The following is a 15407-nucleotide window of genomic DNA, read 5'->3' as shown; positions in this document are numbered from 1 at the left end:
GTGCGCACCGTCGAGCTCCTGCTGGATCAAGAGCTGGAGGAGGGCGTACGGGAATGGTGGCGTCGCCTGCGTGACGCCGGCCTCCCGAGCCTGGCCACCCACCGGCACCCGACCAACCGGCCGCACCTGACCGTGGTCACCGCGTCGTCGCTCGCCGGCCTGCCGCCGCTGGACCTGCCGCTCGCGGCCGAGCTGGGCCCGGTGCGCGCGCTCGGCCGGGCCCTGGTCCGCGAGGTGGTCGCCACGCCGGACCTGCGGGAGCTGCAGGCCCGCGTGTGGCGCTCGCTGCCGGCGCCGGCCTCGTGCATCCCGTCGAGCAGCCGGGCGGTCCGCTCCGGCGAGCCGTGGCCGGCGCCGGCCGACTGGGTGCCGCACGTGAGCCTGGCGCTGAGGGCCTCCCCCGCGCAGCAACGGGCCGCCCTCGAGATGGCCGCGGACCTGCCGCCGGCGTATGGGCGGTTCGACGCCGCACGCAGCTACGACACCGTCACCCGCACGGTCACCGATCTGTGAGGCCGGCGCCGCCGACCAGGAGTGAGACGCCACCGTGCGGCGGCAGCGTGACGGTGAGCGCGTGCTCGTCGTCCACCTCGGTGCGGACCTCATCGGTCAGCATGTCGGTCACCGGGTCGCCGGCGGGCAGGTGGTCGCTGGCCGGGCGTGCGGTGACGGTATCGCCGGAGAAGTTGAGGACGGTCGCCTGCATGCGGCCGGTGTCGAGCCGGTGGATCATCGCCAGCACCGCCGGGTGACCGGTGGCCGGCACCTCGACCTGGACGCTGGTGGCGATGCGGTAGCGGGCCCGGACGGCCAGGATGGCGGCGATGCGGCGGGCGAACGAGCCCGGGTCGCCGAGCTGCGCGGGCAGCGAGCCGTAGAGCGCGACGCCGCGCGGGATCCGCGACGGCGATCCGGTCGCCTCCGGCCGGTAGTCCATCAGGTCGTACGCGCCGCGGTGGATCCAGCGGGTGTCACCGCCGGCCAGCAGGCCCGGGATCTCGTCCGGCGGCAGCGTGAGCATCCCGCACAGGTCCCAGCCGGAGAGGGCGAAGATGCCCGGCTGCAGGGCGTTGAACATGGCCAGCAGCAGGTGCGCCCGCTTGATCTTCTCGACCTGGTCCGGGCTCAGGCCGGCGAGCTGCCGGTAGCCGAGCGTGGCGGCGATGACGGTGGCGGTCGTGCAGGCGATGCCGTTGGTGGTGAAGATGCGGTTGTACGGCGCGGCCTCCCCGGTCAGCCGCTCGATCAGCTCCCGCCGGACCGTGCCGGCCAGCTCGGCGCCGGACATCTCGCGGCCGCGGAACGGGAACGGTTCGTCGCGGTGCGGGCCGTCGAAGTGCACCAGCTCGTACGTCATCTCGTCGTGGTTCTGCAGCGCGTGGACCAGGCGGCTCGGTGGCAGTCCCTGCCGCAGCGCGAGGCCGAGGGTCAGGCGCAGGAACTCGGCGTCGCCGGTGGCCAGCGCGTGCACGTACGCGGGCCGGTTGACGAAGTCGTACGACAGGTCCGGCCCTCGCTCCGCGGTCTGCCGGATGTCGTCGATCGCCAGGTTGAGCTCCTGGAAGGTGAAGCCGCCGACCTTGCGGACCATGCTCGCGATCAGCTGGTTGACCGCCACCGACAGCGGGTGTCCCTCGGACCAGGCGGGCGCACCGGGCCGCGAGCCGCGCTCCACCGCCAGGAAACCGTTCGCGTCCAGGCGCAGCGCGCCGGCGCCGAGCTGGCCGAGCGAGTGCAGGGCGTCGCCGATGACCAGGCGCATCCCGGCGAAGGTCGGGTCGAGCCAGTTGATCGTGGGCTGGCCGTCCTTGAAGTAGTGCAGGTAGACCCAGCGCCGCACCACCCCGTCGACGCCCCGGACCGGCGCGGTCGCGCTCCAGTTGGTGTCCTTGACCCCGTCCTCCTGAAAGATGACCCGCTGCAGCCGGCCCACGATGTAGCCGGCCTCCTGCAGCCGGCGCTCCGCCTCGGGGCCGAGGTTGACCGAGTCGCGGCCGGGCGGCACCTCGGGCAGCAACGGCCAGTCCCGGGCCGGGATCTCGACCATGTGGTAGATGCCGGGGTAGTCACCGACCTTCATCTCGGCCAGCCGGAAGTCCGGACCCTTGCCGGTGTGCCCGGGCACGATGTCGTCGATCACCACCCCGCCGTACGCGGCGGCGACCTCGCACATCCGCCGGAACTCGGACTCGGTTCCGAAGATCTCGTCGATCTCGGTGCTGATCCGGTCGAAGTGCCCGTCGATGCTCGGCGTCGCCTCCCGGCCGTAGACGCCGCCGGCGCGCTTGAGCGGGCCGGTGTGCACGGCGGTGACGCCGATCTTCTCGAAGGCGCGCCACAGGTCCTCGTCACCGAGCGTGCCGAGGAAGCTGGAGCCCGGCTTGGTGATCATCGAGGGCGGGTAGGCGGTGAACCACACCGAGGCCCGGCCGACCGCCGCCGTGTCCGGGTTCCCGAACGGGGTCTGCGCCATCGCCGGGACCGCGGAGAACCGGCCGGCGATCCGTTCCGCGTTCGCCAGCATGGATCTGTCCCGCAGCCAGGTGACGTAATCGTCGTTCTCGGTGGCGCTCACCCCTTCATCTTCGGGCAGCCGTCCGGAAGTCGCGACCGGGCGCCGCTCCGGCCCGTCTTCCGCGCCGAGCAGCTCCACCGCGCCGCGTTCGGGTTGCTGTATCTACCGTGCCGCTGTATCTACCGTGCGGCGTTCGGCATGCCGGGCGGCCGGCTCGGCGCCGGCCGCCTGGTGATCACGGCGGTCAGGGCGAGCGCGGTCGCCGCCACGGCCGCGAGCACGAGGACGAGCACGTAGGGATCGACGATCTCGACTCGGCTCTCGGCAATGTGGTGGCCGGGCCGGGCGGCCGGGGTGATGTCGGGGATCACGGCGTCCGGGCCCCAGTGCGCCAGGGCGACCACGGCGGCGAAGATCAGCGCCGGCGTGGTGGTCAGCGCGACCAGGCCCGCCAGCAGGCACCCTTCGGTGGTGCTCGTCCGGGCGGGGTTCGCCGGGACCGCGACCGAGACCGCCGCGCCGGTCAGGGTCAGCGCCCAGCCGGGCGAAGCGGGGATGGGCGGAGCGACGAAGACCAGGACCAGCCAGGCCACCGCCGCCGCCAGGCCGCTGCCGGCGCCGGAGATCAGCACTCGTGCGCCGGCCGCCGATCGTCCGGCGCTCACCGATGCGGCGCCGATCAGGAAGCTGGCCGCGACCGTGGCCGGCACCAGGATGGCGGTGCCGTCGCCGGCCGCCTCGACGGTGGCGGGACGGGTGTGCGCGACCGCCTCCGCGACGATGGCGGCGGCGATCAGGTAGCCGGCGCCGCGCAGCAGCCCGGCGGCGATGCCGTCGCCGGTCGGGCCGAACATCCCGGCCCGGCGCCCCGCCCAGCACACGCCGGCGAGGATGGGCACGACCGCGTAGAGGATCCACTGCAGCGGCGGGAAGTCGAGCGTTCCGGTCCAGGCCAGCAACGTCGCCGACGTGACCAGCACGACGAGCAGGTGGACGGCGCCGCGCAGCAGGTGGAACTCGGCGGCGGCGGCGCGGACGCAGCCCCACGCGAAGCTCCGCCGGTCGGCCGGCCGCGCGCGGTGGTCCCGGCCGGCGGGCGTCATCATGCCTCCCGCAGGCGTGGGCGGGCAGCGGCGGGAGAGCTCGGCCTCTCGGCCCCGACCTCGGCGGCCCAGCGCACGCCATCGGCGGTCAAGCGGTAGAGATGTCTCGGCGGGCGGCCCGGTGCCGGGTCGGTCTCCCAGGCGGCCTCCAGCAGGCCACGATCGCGCAGCCGGATGAGGATCGGGTACAGCGAGCCGGCGGCCAGCCCGACCTGACGTCCCAACTCGTAGCCGTAGCGCCACGCACCCGGGTCGTCGGCCAGCGCGTTCAGCACCAGCGCCGTCTGCGCCGAAGGGCGCCTCGCTCGAACCATGGCGGAACTCTATATAGGTAGAGAACGAGCGGGGCATCGTCCGTTCGGCCAAGCGGCGCGGCCGCGTCGCATTGCTGTCCGTCGATGTCTGATGTTATGAACGGGTGGGCCTCTCTCGCGGGCCCCGCGGCGACGATGCCGCCATCTTTCCCTTCCTCCCTTTTGGAGACAGCACATGAGACGAACTCACGATGGCCGCCTGCGCGCTTTGGGCAGATGGTCGGTCGCGGCCGCGGGCGTTGTTGCCGCGGTGTTCGGCGTGTTGGGGGCGGCACAGGCCGCGTCCGCCGCGAACGTCACCGTCGCCGCCGGTTACTCGCACAGCTGTGCCGTCGCCGGCGACGGGTCGCTCCGCTGCTGGGGCGGCAACGGCAGCGGGCAGCTCGGTGACGGCAGCACCACCAGCCGGACCGTGCCGACGCGGGTCGGGGACGCCACGAACTGGGCCGGCATCGACGCCGGGACCAGCTACACCTGCGGGGTGCGCACCGACGGCACGCTCTGGTGCTGGGGCAACAACTTCCGCGGACAGCTCGGCGACGGCACCACCACCAGCCGGACCGTGCCGACCCGGGTCGGGGACGCCACGAACTGGGCGAGCGTCAGCGCGGGCGACAGCCACACCTGCGCGGTCCGCACCGACGGGTCGCTGTGGTGCTGGGGGTTCAACCGGCTCGGGCAGCTCGGCCAGGGCGGCACCGACCCGTACTACGCCACCGCCCCGCTCCGGGTCGGCACGGCCACCAACTGGGCGAGCGTCACGACCGGCTTCGCGCACACCTGCGGGACCCGGACCGACGGCACGCTCTGGTGCTGGGGCGACAGCTCGGCCGGGCAGCTCGGGCTCGGCATCCTCAGCTACTCGGCCACTCCGGCACAGGTCGGCACCGAGACCTCGTGGACGGGCGTGACGGCCGGGTACGCGTACACCTGCGGGGTCCGTTCCGATGGATCGCTGTGGTGCTGGGGTGAGAACGGCTACGGCCAGCTCGGCACCACCGGCTCCTACCAGGTCACGCCGATCCGGGTCGGGGACGGCACCTCGTGGAGCCGGGTCGCCGCGACCTTCAACACCACCTGCGCGACACGCACCGACGGCAGCCTCTGGTGCTGGGGCAACAACATGGCCGGCCAACTGGCCGACGGCACGACCACCAACCGGTACGCCCCGGTACGCGTCGGAACCGCCACCAGCTGGAGCCGCAACGTCGCGGTCACCTATCACGCCTGCGCGAGCCGCACCGACGGCACCGTGTGGTGCTGGGGCTACAACCCGAACGGCCAGCTCGGCGACGGCACCACCGTCACCCGCTCCACCCCGGCCCAGGTCAGCCCGACCAGCTGACCGGCCACCAGACGATGTCGTCGGCGCCCGGGCCGGCGGCATTCGCCACCTCCCGCCGTCGGGGCACACCGTGACCACTCCGGCCCGCCCCGCCGGCGAAGCTGAGCGCCCCCTCGATCCGGATAGAATCTACGAAGATCAACCGCCGGGTGTCTCAGGGAGACCGCTTGTCCGCGCCGCCGTCCGCTCGCGACATCCTCGTGCTGGCTCAGATCGTCGAGCTCGTCCGGTCCGGCAGCGCGATCACCCGGCCCGACCTCGAAAATGTCACCGGCCTCGGCCGCGCGGTGGTCAACGACCGCATCCGCGAAGGCCTCGAGCTGGGCGTCCTCCACGAGCTGACCGCCACCCCGTCCCCGCAGCGCCGCGGCCGCCCGTCCCGGACCATCCGGTTCCGCGCCGACGCCGGCGTGCTGCTCTCGGCGTCGCTGGGCGCGGTCTCGCTGCAGGCCGCCGTCTCCGACCTCAACGGCAACCCGCTGCGCCGCCATGACGGCGACATCGACGTGCAGGACGGGCCCGAGACGGTGCTCGCCGCCGTCCAGGCCGTCTTCGACGATCTGCTTCGCGACACCACGACGCCGGTCTGGGGGGTCACGATCGCCCTGCCCGGCCCGGTCGACGTCGCCGCCGGCTCGGTGGTGGCCGCCCCGATCATGCCCGGCTGGAACGGGTACGACGTACGGGCGCCCTTCCGCCGCCGGTACGACGCGCCGGTCTGGGTCGAGAACGAGGTGAACGCGATGGCGCTCGGCGAGTGGGAGCGCGGCGAGCCACGGGAGCGGCGCGACCTGCTCTTCGTCAAGGTGGCCACCGGCATCGGCAGCGGGCTGGTGACCAACGGGCGGCTGCACCGCGGCGACAGCGGCGCGGCCGGTGACATCGGCCACGTGCGCGTCACCGACGACCCGGCCGCGATCTGCCGCTGCGGCAAGACCGGCTGTCTCGAGGCGGTGGCCGGCGGCTGGGCGGTGCGGCGCAGGCTTTCCGAGCACGCCCGTACGGGCGCGAGCCCGTTGCTGGCCCGGCGGCTCGCCGAGCGCGGGCACATCGTCCCGGCCGACATCGGCTACGCGGCCGAGGCCGGCGACGCCGTGGTCCACGACGCCGTGGCCGGGTCCGCCCGCCTGACCGGCCGCACGATCGCCGGCGTGGTGAACTTCGCCAACCCGGGCACGCTGGTCCTGGGCGGCGGCGTCATCCGCTACGGCCGGTTGTTCTTCGACGAGTTCCGGGCGGCGGTGCTGGCCGCCACGATCGAGCTGGCCGCGCGCAACCTGACGATCCGGACGGCCTCGCTGGACTTCCACGAGGGCACCGTCGGCGGCGCGCTGCTGGCCGCCGACCGCCTGTTCCGGCCCGAGTCGCTGCGGGTCTGGCTGGCCGACGGCTCGCCGGTCCCGGCCGCCGAGCAGCTTCAGACGACGGCCTAGTCGCCGTCCTCGCCCTGGTCGTCGCCCTCGTTGCCACCGTCGTCGTGCTTCTTCGGCTTCGCCGCCTTCTTGCCGGCGCCGGCGGGCGGGTGCTGCGGAGGCGGCGCCGGCGCGGTGGTCGCCCCGGCGACCGACAGCGCCGACCGGCAGGTGGCGTCGTTGAGCTGGAACCGGTCGGGCAGCGCGTTGAGCCCGCGGTAGGTGCCCTGGATCGTGGCGGTCCGGGCCTGCCCGGCGGAAAGATCGCCGATCCGGGCCGAGACCGCGCTCCCCTGCTGGTGCCAGGTGCCCGGCGTGCCGGAGACCAGCCGCTGCTGCGACGTCAGCACGAAGGTGAGCCGGCCGGCGGTGATCGAGCCGGTGCCGGTGTTGGCGACCCGCAGCCGGGTGGTGAACCGGCCGTTCACCGCCTGTGCGACGGTGTAGTCGACCTTGCAGGCGGTGGCCGGCTGTCCGGTCCCGGCGGCCGCCGCCGGGGTCCGCGCCCACGACGGCCCCTCGGCCGGGTCGTCGGGCAGCGCCGACGCGGCGGCGCCGGTCAGCAGCAGCACGCCGCCGGCGACGGCCGCGACCCGGCCCATCCGGGGCGTGCGCTGCCAGCGGCGCTGGATCGGGACGAGGTGGCGGCCGAGCGAGCGGAGGGGTGCGGTCGGAGCCGGCTCGGTCTCCGCCGGCGCTTCGGTCGCTTCCGGCGGGAACAGCGCGGCCGGCGCCAGTCCGGCCGCCGCGCCGAGCAGCTCGGCGGCCCGGGCCGCCGAGGGCCGCCGGTCCGGATCCTTGTCCAGGCAGCGACGGCAGAGGTCGGCGACCTCGGGCGGCAGACCGGGCACGCGGGGCAGGGCGGCCGGCTCCTCGTACCGGTGCGCGATGAGCATCTGCGTGGCGGTCGAGGCCTCCCAGGGCGAGCGTCCGGCGAGGGCGCGGTAGAGCAGCAGCCCCAGCGCGTACACGTCGGTGGCCGGCCGCACGACGCCGTTCTCCAGCCGCTCGGGGGCCAGATAGGCGGGCGTGCCGAGCACCTGGCCGGCCGGCCCGTCGTCGTCGCCGGACGCGGCCGCGATGCCGAAGTCGAGCAGCTTGACCCCGGCGCCGGCCACCACCACGTTGCCGGGCTTCACGTCGCGGTGCACCAGGCCGCATTCGTGCGCGGCGGCGAGCGCGGCCGCCACCTGGGCGCCGATCAGCACCGCCACCCGCCAGGGCAGGGCGTCGCCGGTGAGCAGCTGGGCCAGGGAGCGGCCTTCGACCACTTCCATCACCACGTACGGCGTGCGCCGCCCCCGCTCGTCCGCCATCTCGCCGTAGTCGTAGACGTCGACGATGTGCGGGTGCCGGAGCCGCGCCAGCGCACGAGCCTCGTCCCGCACCCGCGCCAGCAGATCGGGGTCCTCGGCCAGCTCCGGGAAGAGGACCTTCACCGCGACGTCGCGGCCGAGCACCTCGTCGTGCGCGCGCCACACCACCGACATGCCGCCCGCCCCGAGCCGGCCGAGCAGGCGGAAGCGGCCGTCCATCACGTCACCCGTGTTCATCAAGATCACTGATGCCCCGCCGGCCCGGCCGGGAAACTCAGCGTCGCGCCAGCCGGCGCTCGCCGGCCGTCCCGGTCGCGTACGGCAGGTTGTAGTGGGCGAAGACCCGCGGTTCGTCGGCCGCGCTGAGCTCGCCGTCGACGTCGATGCTCGGCGCGTCCCCGACCAGCTTCTTCTCGTGGCGCACGCGGACCGAGTCGGGCTTGACCGTGGCGCCGCCCAGGGGCACGAAGACCAGGCGGTGCCGGCCGATGATGCCGACCCGGACGGTGGCGAAGCTCGGCTCGTCGGTGGCCGTGTCGACGTAGACCGCCTCGAGGTCGCCGATCTTGTCGCCCTGGGGGTCGATGACCTTCTGTCCGCGCCAGTCGCGCAGGTTCTCCGCGGGGAACATGCCTTTCGAGTTGCCCGGCTGCTCCCCGCCGAAACACCCGTCATCAACCTCCGTGCTCGTGCGGGGCGCCGACCGTGTAGAGCAGCAGGGCCAGCGAGGCCAGGGTGAACAGCGCCAGGATGAGCCGGCGCCGGGACAGGATCGCGGTCATCGTTTCTCCGTTCCGGACGGCGCATCGCGATCAGGACGAACGCGCAGGCGCCGCCGCCGATCAGGATGTCGCCGGGACTGATGAGGGCATGCAGCGGTACGAGCGGGATCGTGTCGCCGAGCGCGGCGACCCGGGTCCGCCCGTCCGCCGCCACGTTCTTGGGAGTGTCGGAGGCGGCCCGGGAGGCGTCGGCGGCGTACGGCATGCGGCCGTTGACCGCGATGGCCAGCCCGTTGAGGGCCGCGCCGAGCACGATCAGGACGCCCGCGATCCGGCCGGCCATCGGCCAGCGCGGCAGGTTGACCGCCAGCCACGCCAGCACGGCGCCGAAGACGACCACGAGCGTCGCCGGGCCGTGCAGGCCCGGCATCCGGTATTGCGCGAGCTGGGCCGCGGCCGCCAGCCAAACCAGCCACAGGGCCTTGACCGGAATGGCGCGCAGGCCGCCGAGCCGGCCGCCGGAAAGGTATCCGAGTGCCACGCCCGCGAGCGGCGGCGCGGCGATGAGAATGGCGAATCGAATTGTCATGGCAACCATTTCCGGGCAGCGTCGGCCACGCCCCGGTCCGGGGCGTGGCCGACGAGCGGAAAGGGGCCTAGCGGGTCGGCCCGGCCCAGGTGAAGGTCGGTCCGGCCCAGGTGCGGGTCGGTCCGGCCCAGGTCGACGTGCCCGTGTGCGCCTGCTTGGTCATGTGATCCCCCGGTGGACAAGCGTTCCGAATTCCGATGGCCACGACCATAGCGCCGCCCGGCGGTGAGAAGAAACAGCAATTCATGGTCGCGAACCCGACACCGAATCCCGCGCTTTGCCGAGGCATAATGATTTTGCGGAAAAGCGCAAATCCACGGGGGCAATTCAATGAATGCGGCTTTTCGTCGTTACTGGACCGCCCGGCTCGTTTCGTACGCCGGTGACCAGATCGCCCGGACCGCCCTGCTGGTCGCCGTCTTCGACCGGTACGGCGGGGCCGCCGCCGGCCTGCTCCTTCTCGCCGCCACCGCGCCGCGGCTGTTCGGCCCGGCGCTCGGCGCGCTCGCCGACCGCTTCGACCAGCGGCGCCTCATCGTCGCCTGCGACCTCACGCAGGCGGTGCTCTACACGGCGATCGCCCTGCTCAGCCCGTCGCTGCCGGTGCTGCTCGCGCTGGTCGCGGCCGCGTCGGTGGCCGCCACCACGTTCACGCCGGCCGGTCGCAGCCTGCTGCCCGAGCTGGTCGGGCCGGAGCGGCTCGGCGCCGCGAACGCGCGCCTGGCGGTCGGTGTCAACATCGGCTTCGCGGCCGGTCCCGCGCTCGGCGGCGTGCTGCTGGCGACGGCCGGGCTGACCCCGACGCTGCTGGCCGACGTGGCGTCGTTCCTGGTCTCGGCCGTCCTGGTGGCGGGGCTGCGTCCGCCGGCCCGGCGCGGCGCGGCCACGGCCGAGCCGCTGCGGCAGGTGCTGCGCGACGGGCTCGGCGTGGTCCGCACCAACCTCGTGGTCCGGGCCGTGGCCTGCGGCTTCCTGATGCTGGTGACGTTCGCCGCACTCGACAACGTGGCGCTGGTGCCGCTCGTGCGCGACGGTCTCGGCGCGGGGCCGGTCGCGGTCGGGCTGCTGACCTCGGCGTACGGGATCGGGATGGTGGCCGGCCCGCTCCTGGTCGCCCGCCGCGCCGACCGCCTCCGCCTCGATCTTGTGCTGTATGCGTCGGTGCTGGTCATCGGGGCGGGGACGCTGCTGACCGGCGTGAGCTACGCGGTCGTGGTCGCGGTGGCCGGTCAGGCGCTGGCCGGTGCGGGTTGCGGCTGGCACAACGTCGCGGCCGACACGCTGGTGCAGCGCCACGTGCCGGCCAACCGCCTGGGCACCGTCTTCGGGACGATCTACCTTTTCCCGTACGCGGCGGAGACCGTCGCCTACCTGACCGGCGCCGCCCTGCTCGGCGCCGTCGGCGGCCGCGCGCTGTTCGTGATCGCCGGCCTGGGCGCCCTGGCGACGCTGGCCCTGATCGTCCCGCTGCTCTCCCGAGCCCTGCCGACCGGCCGCGCAGACCCCGCACCGAACGCCGCACCGGCAGTGCCCTAACCCACAGCCCGCTCAGCGGGGCTCGGCCGTGGGGGTCGGGCAGGGTGAGCCGCGGTCCAGCGCGTAACGGGCCTCGATCGTGAAGCTGCCGCCCTCGGGAGCGACCAGCTGCGTCCACTCTCCGTGCTGGGTCAGGCACGCCCGCGGGCGCGCGTCGTCGTCGGCGCCGGCGATGGCGAGCCAGGGCGACCAGGCGATGCGCAGGACCGCCGACCCGGCGCTGGGCAGGCGGACGGTGAGCGTGGCCGGCCCGGCGTAGCTCACGGTGGCCGGCGCCGACGCGAGCGGGTCGGCGCCCTCCACCCGGTAGACCCGCCAGTGGGCGTCCTGCCACACCAGCGGCAGCCAGGACTGCCCCTCGGTGATCAGCCGCGCCTCGGCGACGCCGGCGCTGTCCGGCTGCTCGGTCACCGGCAGCACGATGTAGCCGACGCTCCAGGTGCGCAACCAGTCGCGGTAGGCCGCCGCGGTGAGGGTGCCGTCGTAGAACAGCGGGTTGCGCTCGACGTCGGCCTGCCGGTTCCAGCCGCGGGCGAGATTGACGTACGGCGAAAGCCCGGCCGCCTCCCAGTGCGAGCGCAGCGGCACCACCTCGACCCGGCCCTGCGTCGCGTTCAGGGCGAGCAGCTTGTCGATCAGCGGCCGGGCGTCGGCGACGTCGGTGGTCACCGGGGCGGTCCGGACGAAGTCGGTGACCGGCTGCACGATGGTCCAGACGGCGAGCGCGGCGGCCCCGGCGTTGGTCGCGATGACCTGCCAGCCGCGGCGCCTGGGCACGGTGGCGGCGGCGATGAGGATCGCCGCTCCGGAGAGCAGGGCCAGCCGTTCCACGTTGCTGCCGATCGGGGTCGGCAGCAGCCAGCACAGCGCGACGCCGAGCGCGTACACCCACGCCCCGGCCCGGACCGTCCGCCACGCCGGCGGGGTCAGCACGGCCACGGCGACCGCGGCCGAGGCGGTCGGCAGAGCGGCGTACCAGTGGAACGGCTGCACGCCGGAGAACGGGAACAGCAGCGCCGTCACCCCGATCACCACCGGCGGCCCGGCGGCGAGCAGATAGGCGGCCCGGCGGCGGCCGACCACGAACAGGGCGGCCGCCAGCACCTCGACGAACAGCCCGGCGACCGGGCTGCACAGGGTGGCGACCACGCCGAGCGCCGCCGCGAGCACCGGCCCGCGACGGCGCGAGCCGGCGCCGCCGAGCACCGAGAGGGCGGACATCAGCGCGAACGTCATGCCGAGCAGGTAGGTGACCCGGCCGGCGGCGAGGTTGCAGAAGACGGCGACCGACCACCAGAGCGCCACCGGCAGCGGGCGCCGGATGCCGGAGCGGGTGATCAGCATCGCGCCGACGGCCGCGCTGCCGGCGCAGGCGAGCACGCCGGTGGTGCGGACGCCGAGCAGCGCCATCAGGTACGGCGAGACGACGCTGTACGACGCCGGGTGGATCCCGCCGTACCAGGACAGGTTGTAGGCGGCGCCCGGGTGGTGCCGGACGAACGAGGTCCAGGCGTACTGGGCGGCCAGGTCGCCGGCGTCGCGGGCCAGCCACAGCCCCCACGCCAGGCCGAGCAGCCCGGCCAGCGCCGTGGCCACGACGACCGGCCGCCCCCATCGTGACCAGGCGACGGCGGGGACCTCCACGTGGTCCAGGGTTGTCATGGGCGTCCAGTCCGTTCGTCCGGTCCCGCCCGGGGCAGAAGCACCGGCGGCCGCCGACCGTACCATCCAAGATCTCGAGACGGCGCAAACGGTCTTTTCAGCGGATATTCAGCGCCAATCCCGGAAGGTGCAGCGGTTACCGGTTCGCGCTTTTCGTAAAGGAGAGATGGATGTCGCTGGGTTACGCCACCGCGGAACGCTCGAAACTCTGGCTGACCAAGGTTCCGGCGATTACCGCCACATTCTGGGTCATCAAAGTGTTGTCGACCACGATCGGGGAGACTTTCTCCGATTATCTGGCGGTCAACGCCGGTCTGGGGACCGCGGTCACCGACGCCGTGATGGCCGTGGTGCTCGCCGGGGCTTTGGTCATACAATTCCGGACGCGCAAGTACACCCCCTGGATCTATTGGCTGTGCGTCGTGCTGGTGAGCATCGTCGGAACGGAGATCACCGATTTCTTCACCGACACCCTGGGCGTCAGCCTTTATGTCAGCACCGCGGTCTTCGCCGCCATTCTCGCCGTCGTCTTCGTCGTCTGGCACCGCCAGGAGAACACACTGGCGATCACGTCTATCGACACGCCGCGCCGGGAGGGTTTCTACTGGGCGGCGATTCTCACCACGTTCGCCCTCGGCACCGCCGCCGGCGACCTCGCCACCGAGGCGCTGAGCCTGGGCTTCCGCAACGGCGTGCTGATCTTCGGCGGGCTGATCGTGGCGACCTGGATCGCGTACCAGGCCGGCGCCGGTCAGGTGCTGACGTTCTGGATCGCGTACGTGCTGACCCGCCCGCTCGGGGCGTCGATGGGTGACTTCCTGACCCAGGCCAAGGAGTTCGGCGGTCTCGCGCTGGGCGCGAGCGCGACGAGCGTGCTGTTCTTCGCCGTCATCCTGGTGCTGGTGGCGCGCGAGCAGATGCTGGTCGTCCGGCACGGCGTGGCGGTCAAGGGCGGCGGCCCGGCCGGCGGGTACCGGGCCGACCGCGCCTGGGCCGGCGCCGCCCTGGCCGTGGTCGCCGCGGTCGGCTGGGTTCTCGGCGCGACGCACACCGCCGCGAGCGAGGAAGGCGTCGCGACGGTCGCCGACCAGCCGGCCGTGACCACCGGCGGCACGACGGGGACGAAGGCCGGCCCGCATCCGGTCACGCGGCTGGGCGACCTCACCTCGTTCGCCGTCATCACCTCCGACGTGCAGCGCAAGGTCGCCCGGGACGATCTCGCCGGCGGCCGGACCCGGGTCAAGGACCTCGAGGTCGCGTGGGACGACGCCGAGGCCGGGCTGAAGCCGCGTGACCCGGCCAAGTGGCACCAGCTCGACGACCAGATCGACGCCGTGCTCTCCGCACTGCGGGCCGGTCACCCGAGCCGGTCCGACTGCGCGAGCACCCTCGCGACGCTGCTGGGCACGTTCAACCGGTTCGACGGCGTCTGAACGCGGCGGATCACGACGCTCCGGGGTCACCTCCGTGACGGGTTCCGGGCCGGTGGCGCGGCTATTCTGGCGGCGGAGGTCGGCGAGGTGACGAAGGACAGCCGGCGCCCACCGGGCGAGCTGGAGGCCGCGGTCATGGGCGTGCTGTGGGCCGCGGAGGCCCCGATGACCGCCGCCGAGGTGCAGCGCGAGCTCGGGGCGGGTCTGGCCTACAACACCGTGCAGACCGTGCTGTTCCGGCTGCACGACAAGCAGGCTGTCGAGCGTGATCGCGCCGGGCGGGGGCACGTCTACTGGCCGGCCCGGGACGCGGCGTCGGCGGCGGCCTCGCGCATGCGGGCGGCTCTCGAGGACCGCGCCGACCGGCATGCGGTGCTCCAGCGGTTCGCCGCGTCGCTCGACGCCGCCGACGCCGCGATGCTGCGGCAGCTGCTGATCGACACCGAGCGGGAGCCGCTGACCGCGACCGAGCGGCGGGAGCCGGCGATCGAGAGCGAGCGGCGGGGGAACCGATGACGATCACCGTCTATCTGCCGCTGCTGCTGGCGTTGCCGCTGGCCCTCGCCGCGCGGCGGCTGGCCGCGCGTGGCGCTCCCGGCCCGGCGGCGTGGGCGCTGGCCGGCACGGCCGCCGTCACGGCGCTCGCCTCGACCTGGTCGCTGACCATGCTGGCGCTCACCATGCTGGACGACGTGCCGCCGCTGGCCGCGCTCGACGACCGTCCCGGCCTGCGGCTGCCGGAGCCGGTGCCGGGCCCGGTGGCCCTGGCGGCCGGCCTGCTGCTGGCCGGCGGGGCCGTGCGGCTCGCGGCCGAGGTACGCCGCCGGACCGTCACCCACCGGCGGCTGCGCGCGATCGGCGACCCCGACCAGGAGGTGGTCGTCGCGGACTGGTCGGCGCCGATGGCGGTCGCCGTGCCGGGCCGGGCCCCCGTGCGCGGCCGCCTGCTGCTCACCACCGGGATCCTCCGGTTGCTCGACCCCGGCGAGCGGAGTGTGGTGCTCGCCCACGAACGGGCCCACCTCGCGCACCGCCACCACCGGCTCACCTCGATGACCGCCGCGGCGGCCGCCCTGAACCCGGTGCTGATCCCGGTTCACCGGGCGGTCGAGTTCCTGGTCGAGCGCTGGGCCGACGAGGTCGCGGCGGCCGAGGTCGGCGACCGCGGGCTGGCCGCCCGGGCGGTGGCCCGCGCCGCGCTGGCCGCCTCCGGCCCGGGAACGGTGCTGGGCATCGACGGCGGCGCCGTGGTCCAGCGGGTGCGGGCGCTGTCCCGGCCCACCCCGCCCCCGCTGCGGCGGCGGCTGGCCGGGCCGGCCCTCCTCGGCCTGGTCACACTGGCCGTCGCGAGCGTGGCCACCGCGGCCTTCGTGGACCTGGCCCGAGCCTGGCTCTGACGAGGTCTCGGCCGGAAGCGGGAGCGAAGCCGGCGGGTCCGGGCCGCGCGGCGGCGGCCGGCA

At 74.1% G+C, this 15407-nt stretch carries 13 protein-coding genes and 1 pseudogene; 7 read left to right on the top strand and 7 right to left on the bottom strand.

The features are described from left to right. Positions 1-513 carry a 2'-5' RNA ligase family protein gene (locus ACQP2F_RS19920; RefSeq protein ID WP_433306111.1) on the top strand — a complete coding sequence of 171 codons (513 nt, stop codon included), beginning with the start codon at positions 1-3 and terminating at the stop codon, positions 511-513. On the opposite strand, the gene treS is transcribed toward ACQP2F_RS19920, so the two are convergent. From treS to ACQP2F_RS19905, 3 genes are all read right to left on the bottom strand, one after another. Further along, positions 500-2575, bottom strand: coding sequence for a maltose alpha-D-glucosyltransferase (gene treS, locus ACQP2F_RS19915; protein ID WP_433306109.1), 2076 nt, complete (start codon positions 2573-2575; stop codon positions 500-502). The two genes, ACQP2F_RS19920 and treS, sit on opposite strands and share 14 nt — an antisense overlap. Positions 2576-2694: 119 nt before the next feature. After that, entirely contained in the window at positions 2695-3618 is a 924-nt protein-coding gene (locus ACQP2F_RS19910; RefSeq protein ID WP_433306107.1) for a hypothetical protein, read from the bottom strand. Then, on the bottom strand, positions 3618-3932 hold the full coding sequence (locus ACQP2F_RS19905) for a PadR family transcriptional regulator (protein WP_433306105.1): 315 nt from the start codon (positions 3930-3932) through the stop codon (positions 3618-3620). Before ACQP2F_RS19905 ends, ACQP2F_RS19910 begins: the two co-directional genes overlap by 1 nt. 259 nt (positions 3933-4191) lie before the next feature. On the opposite strand from ACQP2F_RS19905, the gene ACQP2F_RS19900 reads away from it, so the two are divergent. Continuing rightward, on the top strand, positions 4192-5277 hold the full coding sequence (locus tag ACQP2F_RS19900; RefSeq protein ID WP_433306103.1) for an RCC1 domain-containing protein: 1086 nt from the start codon (positions 4192-4194) through the stop codon (positions 5275-5277). 167 nt (positions 5278-5444) lie between these two features. Then, the gene (locus ACQP2F_RS19895) at positions 5445-6710 is read left to right on the top strand and encodes an ROK family protein (protein WP_433306101.1); all 1266 of its coding nucleotides are present in this window, start codon (positions 5445-5447) and stop codon (positions 6708-6710) included. Here the strand turns inward: ACQP2F_RS19895 and ACQP2F_RS19890 are convergent. From ACQP2F_RS19890 to ACQP2F_RS19880, 3 genes and pseudogenes are all read right to left on the bottom strand, one after another. Next, the gene (locus ACQP2F_RS19890) at positions 6707-8242 is read right to left on the bottom strand and encodes a serine/threonine-protein kinase (protein ID WP_433307571.1); all 1536 of its coding nucleotides are present in this window, start codon (positions 8240-8242) and stop codon (positions 6707-6709) included. The genes ACQP2F_RS19895 and ACQP2F_RS19890 overlap by 4 nt on opposite strands. A gap of 37 nt (positions 8243-8279) precedes the next feature. Continuing rightward, positions 8280-8636, bottom strand: a complete 357-nt coding sequence (locus ACQP2F_RS19885; RefSeq protein ID WP_433307569.1) for a PRC-barrel domain-containing protein — start codon at positions 8634-8636, stop codon at positions 8280-8282. A 245-nt stretch (positions 8637-8881) separates the two neighbouring features. Further along, positions 8882-9316 (bottom strand): annotated as a pseudogene (locus tag ACQP2F_RS19880) (DUF5317 family protein); the annotation flags it as partial. A 330-nt stretch (positions 9317-9646) separates the two neighbouring features. Between ACQP2F_RS19880 and ACQP2F_RS19875 the strand changes: the two are divergent. After that, complete coding sequence (locus tag ACQP2F_RS19875) at positions 9647-10852, top strand: MFS transporter (RefSeq protein WP_433306099.1); 1206 nt, start codon at positions 9647-9649, stop codon at positions 10850-10852. Between the two features lie 12 nt (positions 10853-10864). Here the strand turns inward: ACQP2F_RS19875 and ACQP2F_RS19870 are convergent, their stop codons facing one another. Then, positions 10865-12514, bottom strand: coding sequence for an MFS transporter (locus tag ACQP2F_RS19870; RefSeq protein WP_433306097.1), 1650 nt, complete (start codon positions 12512-12514; stop codon positions 10865-10867). A gap of 170 nt (positions 12515-12684) precedes the next feature. Between ACQP2F_RS19870 and ACQP2F_RS19865 the strand changes: the two genes are divergently transcribed. From ACQP2F_RS19865 to ACQP2F_RS19855, 3 genes are all read left to right on the top strand, one after another. After that, positions 12685-13947: a COG4705 family protein gene (locus ACQP2F_RS19865; RefSeq protein WP_433306095.1), complete on the top strand. Its 1263-nt coding sequence runs from the start codon at positions 12685-12687 to the stop codon at positions 13945-13947. An 87-nt stretch (positions 13948-14034) separates the two neighbouring features. Then, entirely contained in the window at positions 14035-14463 is a 429-nt protein-coding gene (locus ACQP2F_RS19860; protein ID WP_433306093.1) for a BlaI/MecI/CopY family transcriptional regulator, read from the top strand. After that, entirely contained in the window at positions 14460-15344 is an 885-nt protein-coding gene (locus tag ACQP2F_RS19855) for a M56 family metallopeptidase (RefSeq protein ID WP_433306091.1), read from the top strand. The genes ACQP2F_RS19860 and ACQP2F_RS19855 overlap by 4 nt, the downstream gene beginning before the upstream one ends. Positions 15345-15407: the final 63 nt, after the last annotated feature.

This window comes from Actinoplanes sp. CA-030573, assembly GCF_050951115.1.
In the GTDB taxonomy this organism is placed as follows: Bacteria; Actinomycetota; Actinomycetes; order Mycobacteriales; family Micromonosporaceae; genus Actinoplanes.
This window is presented reverse-complemented; position numbering and strand designations above follow the sequence as displayed.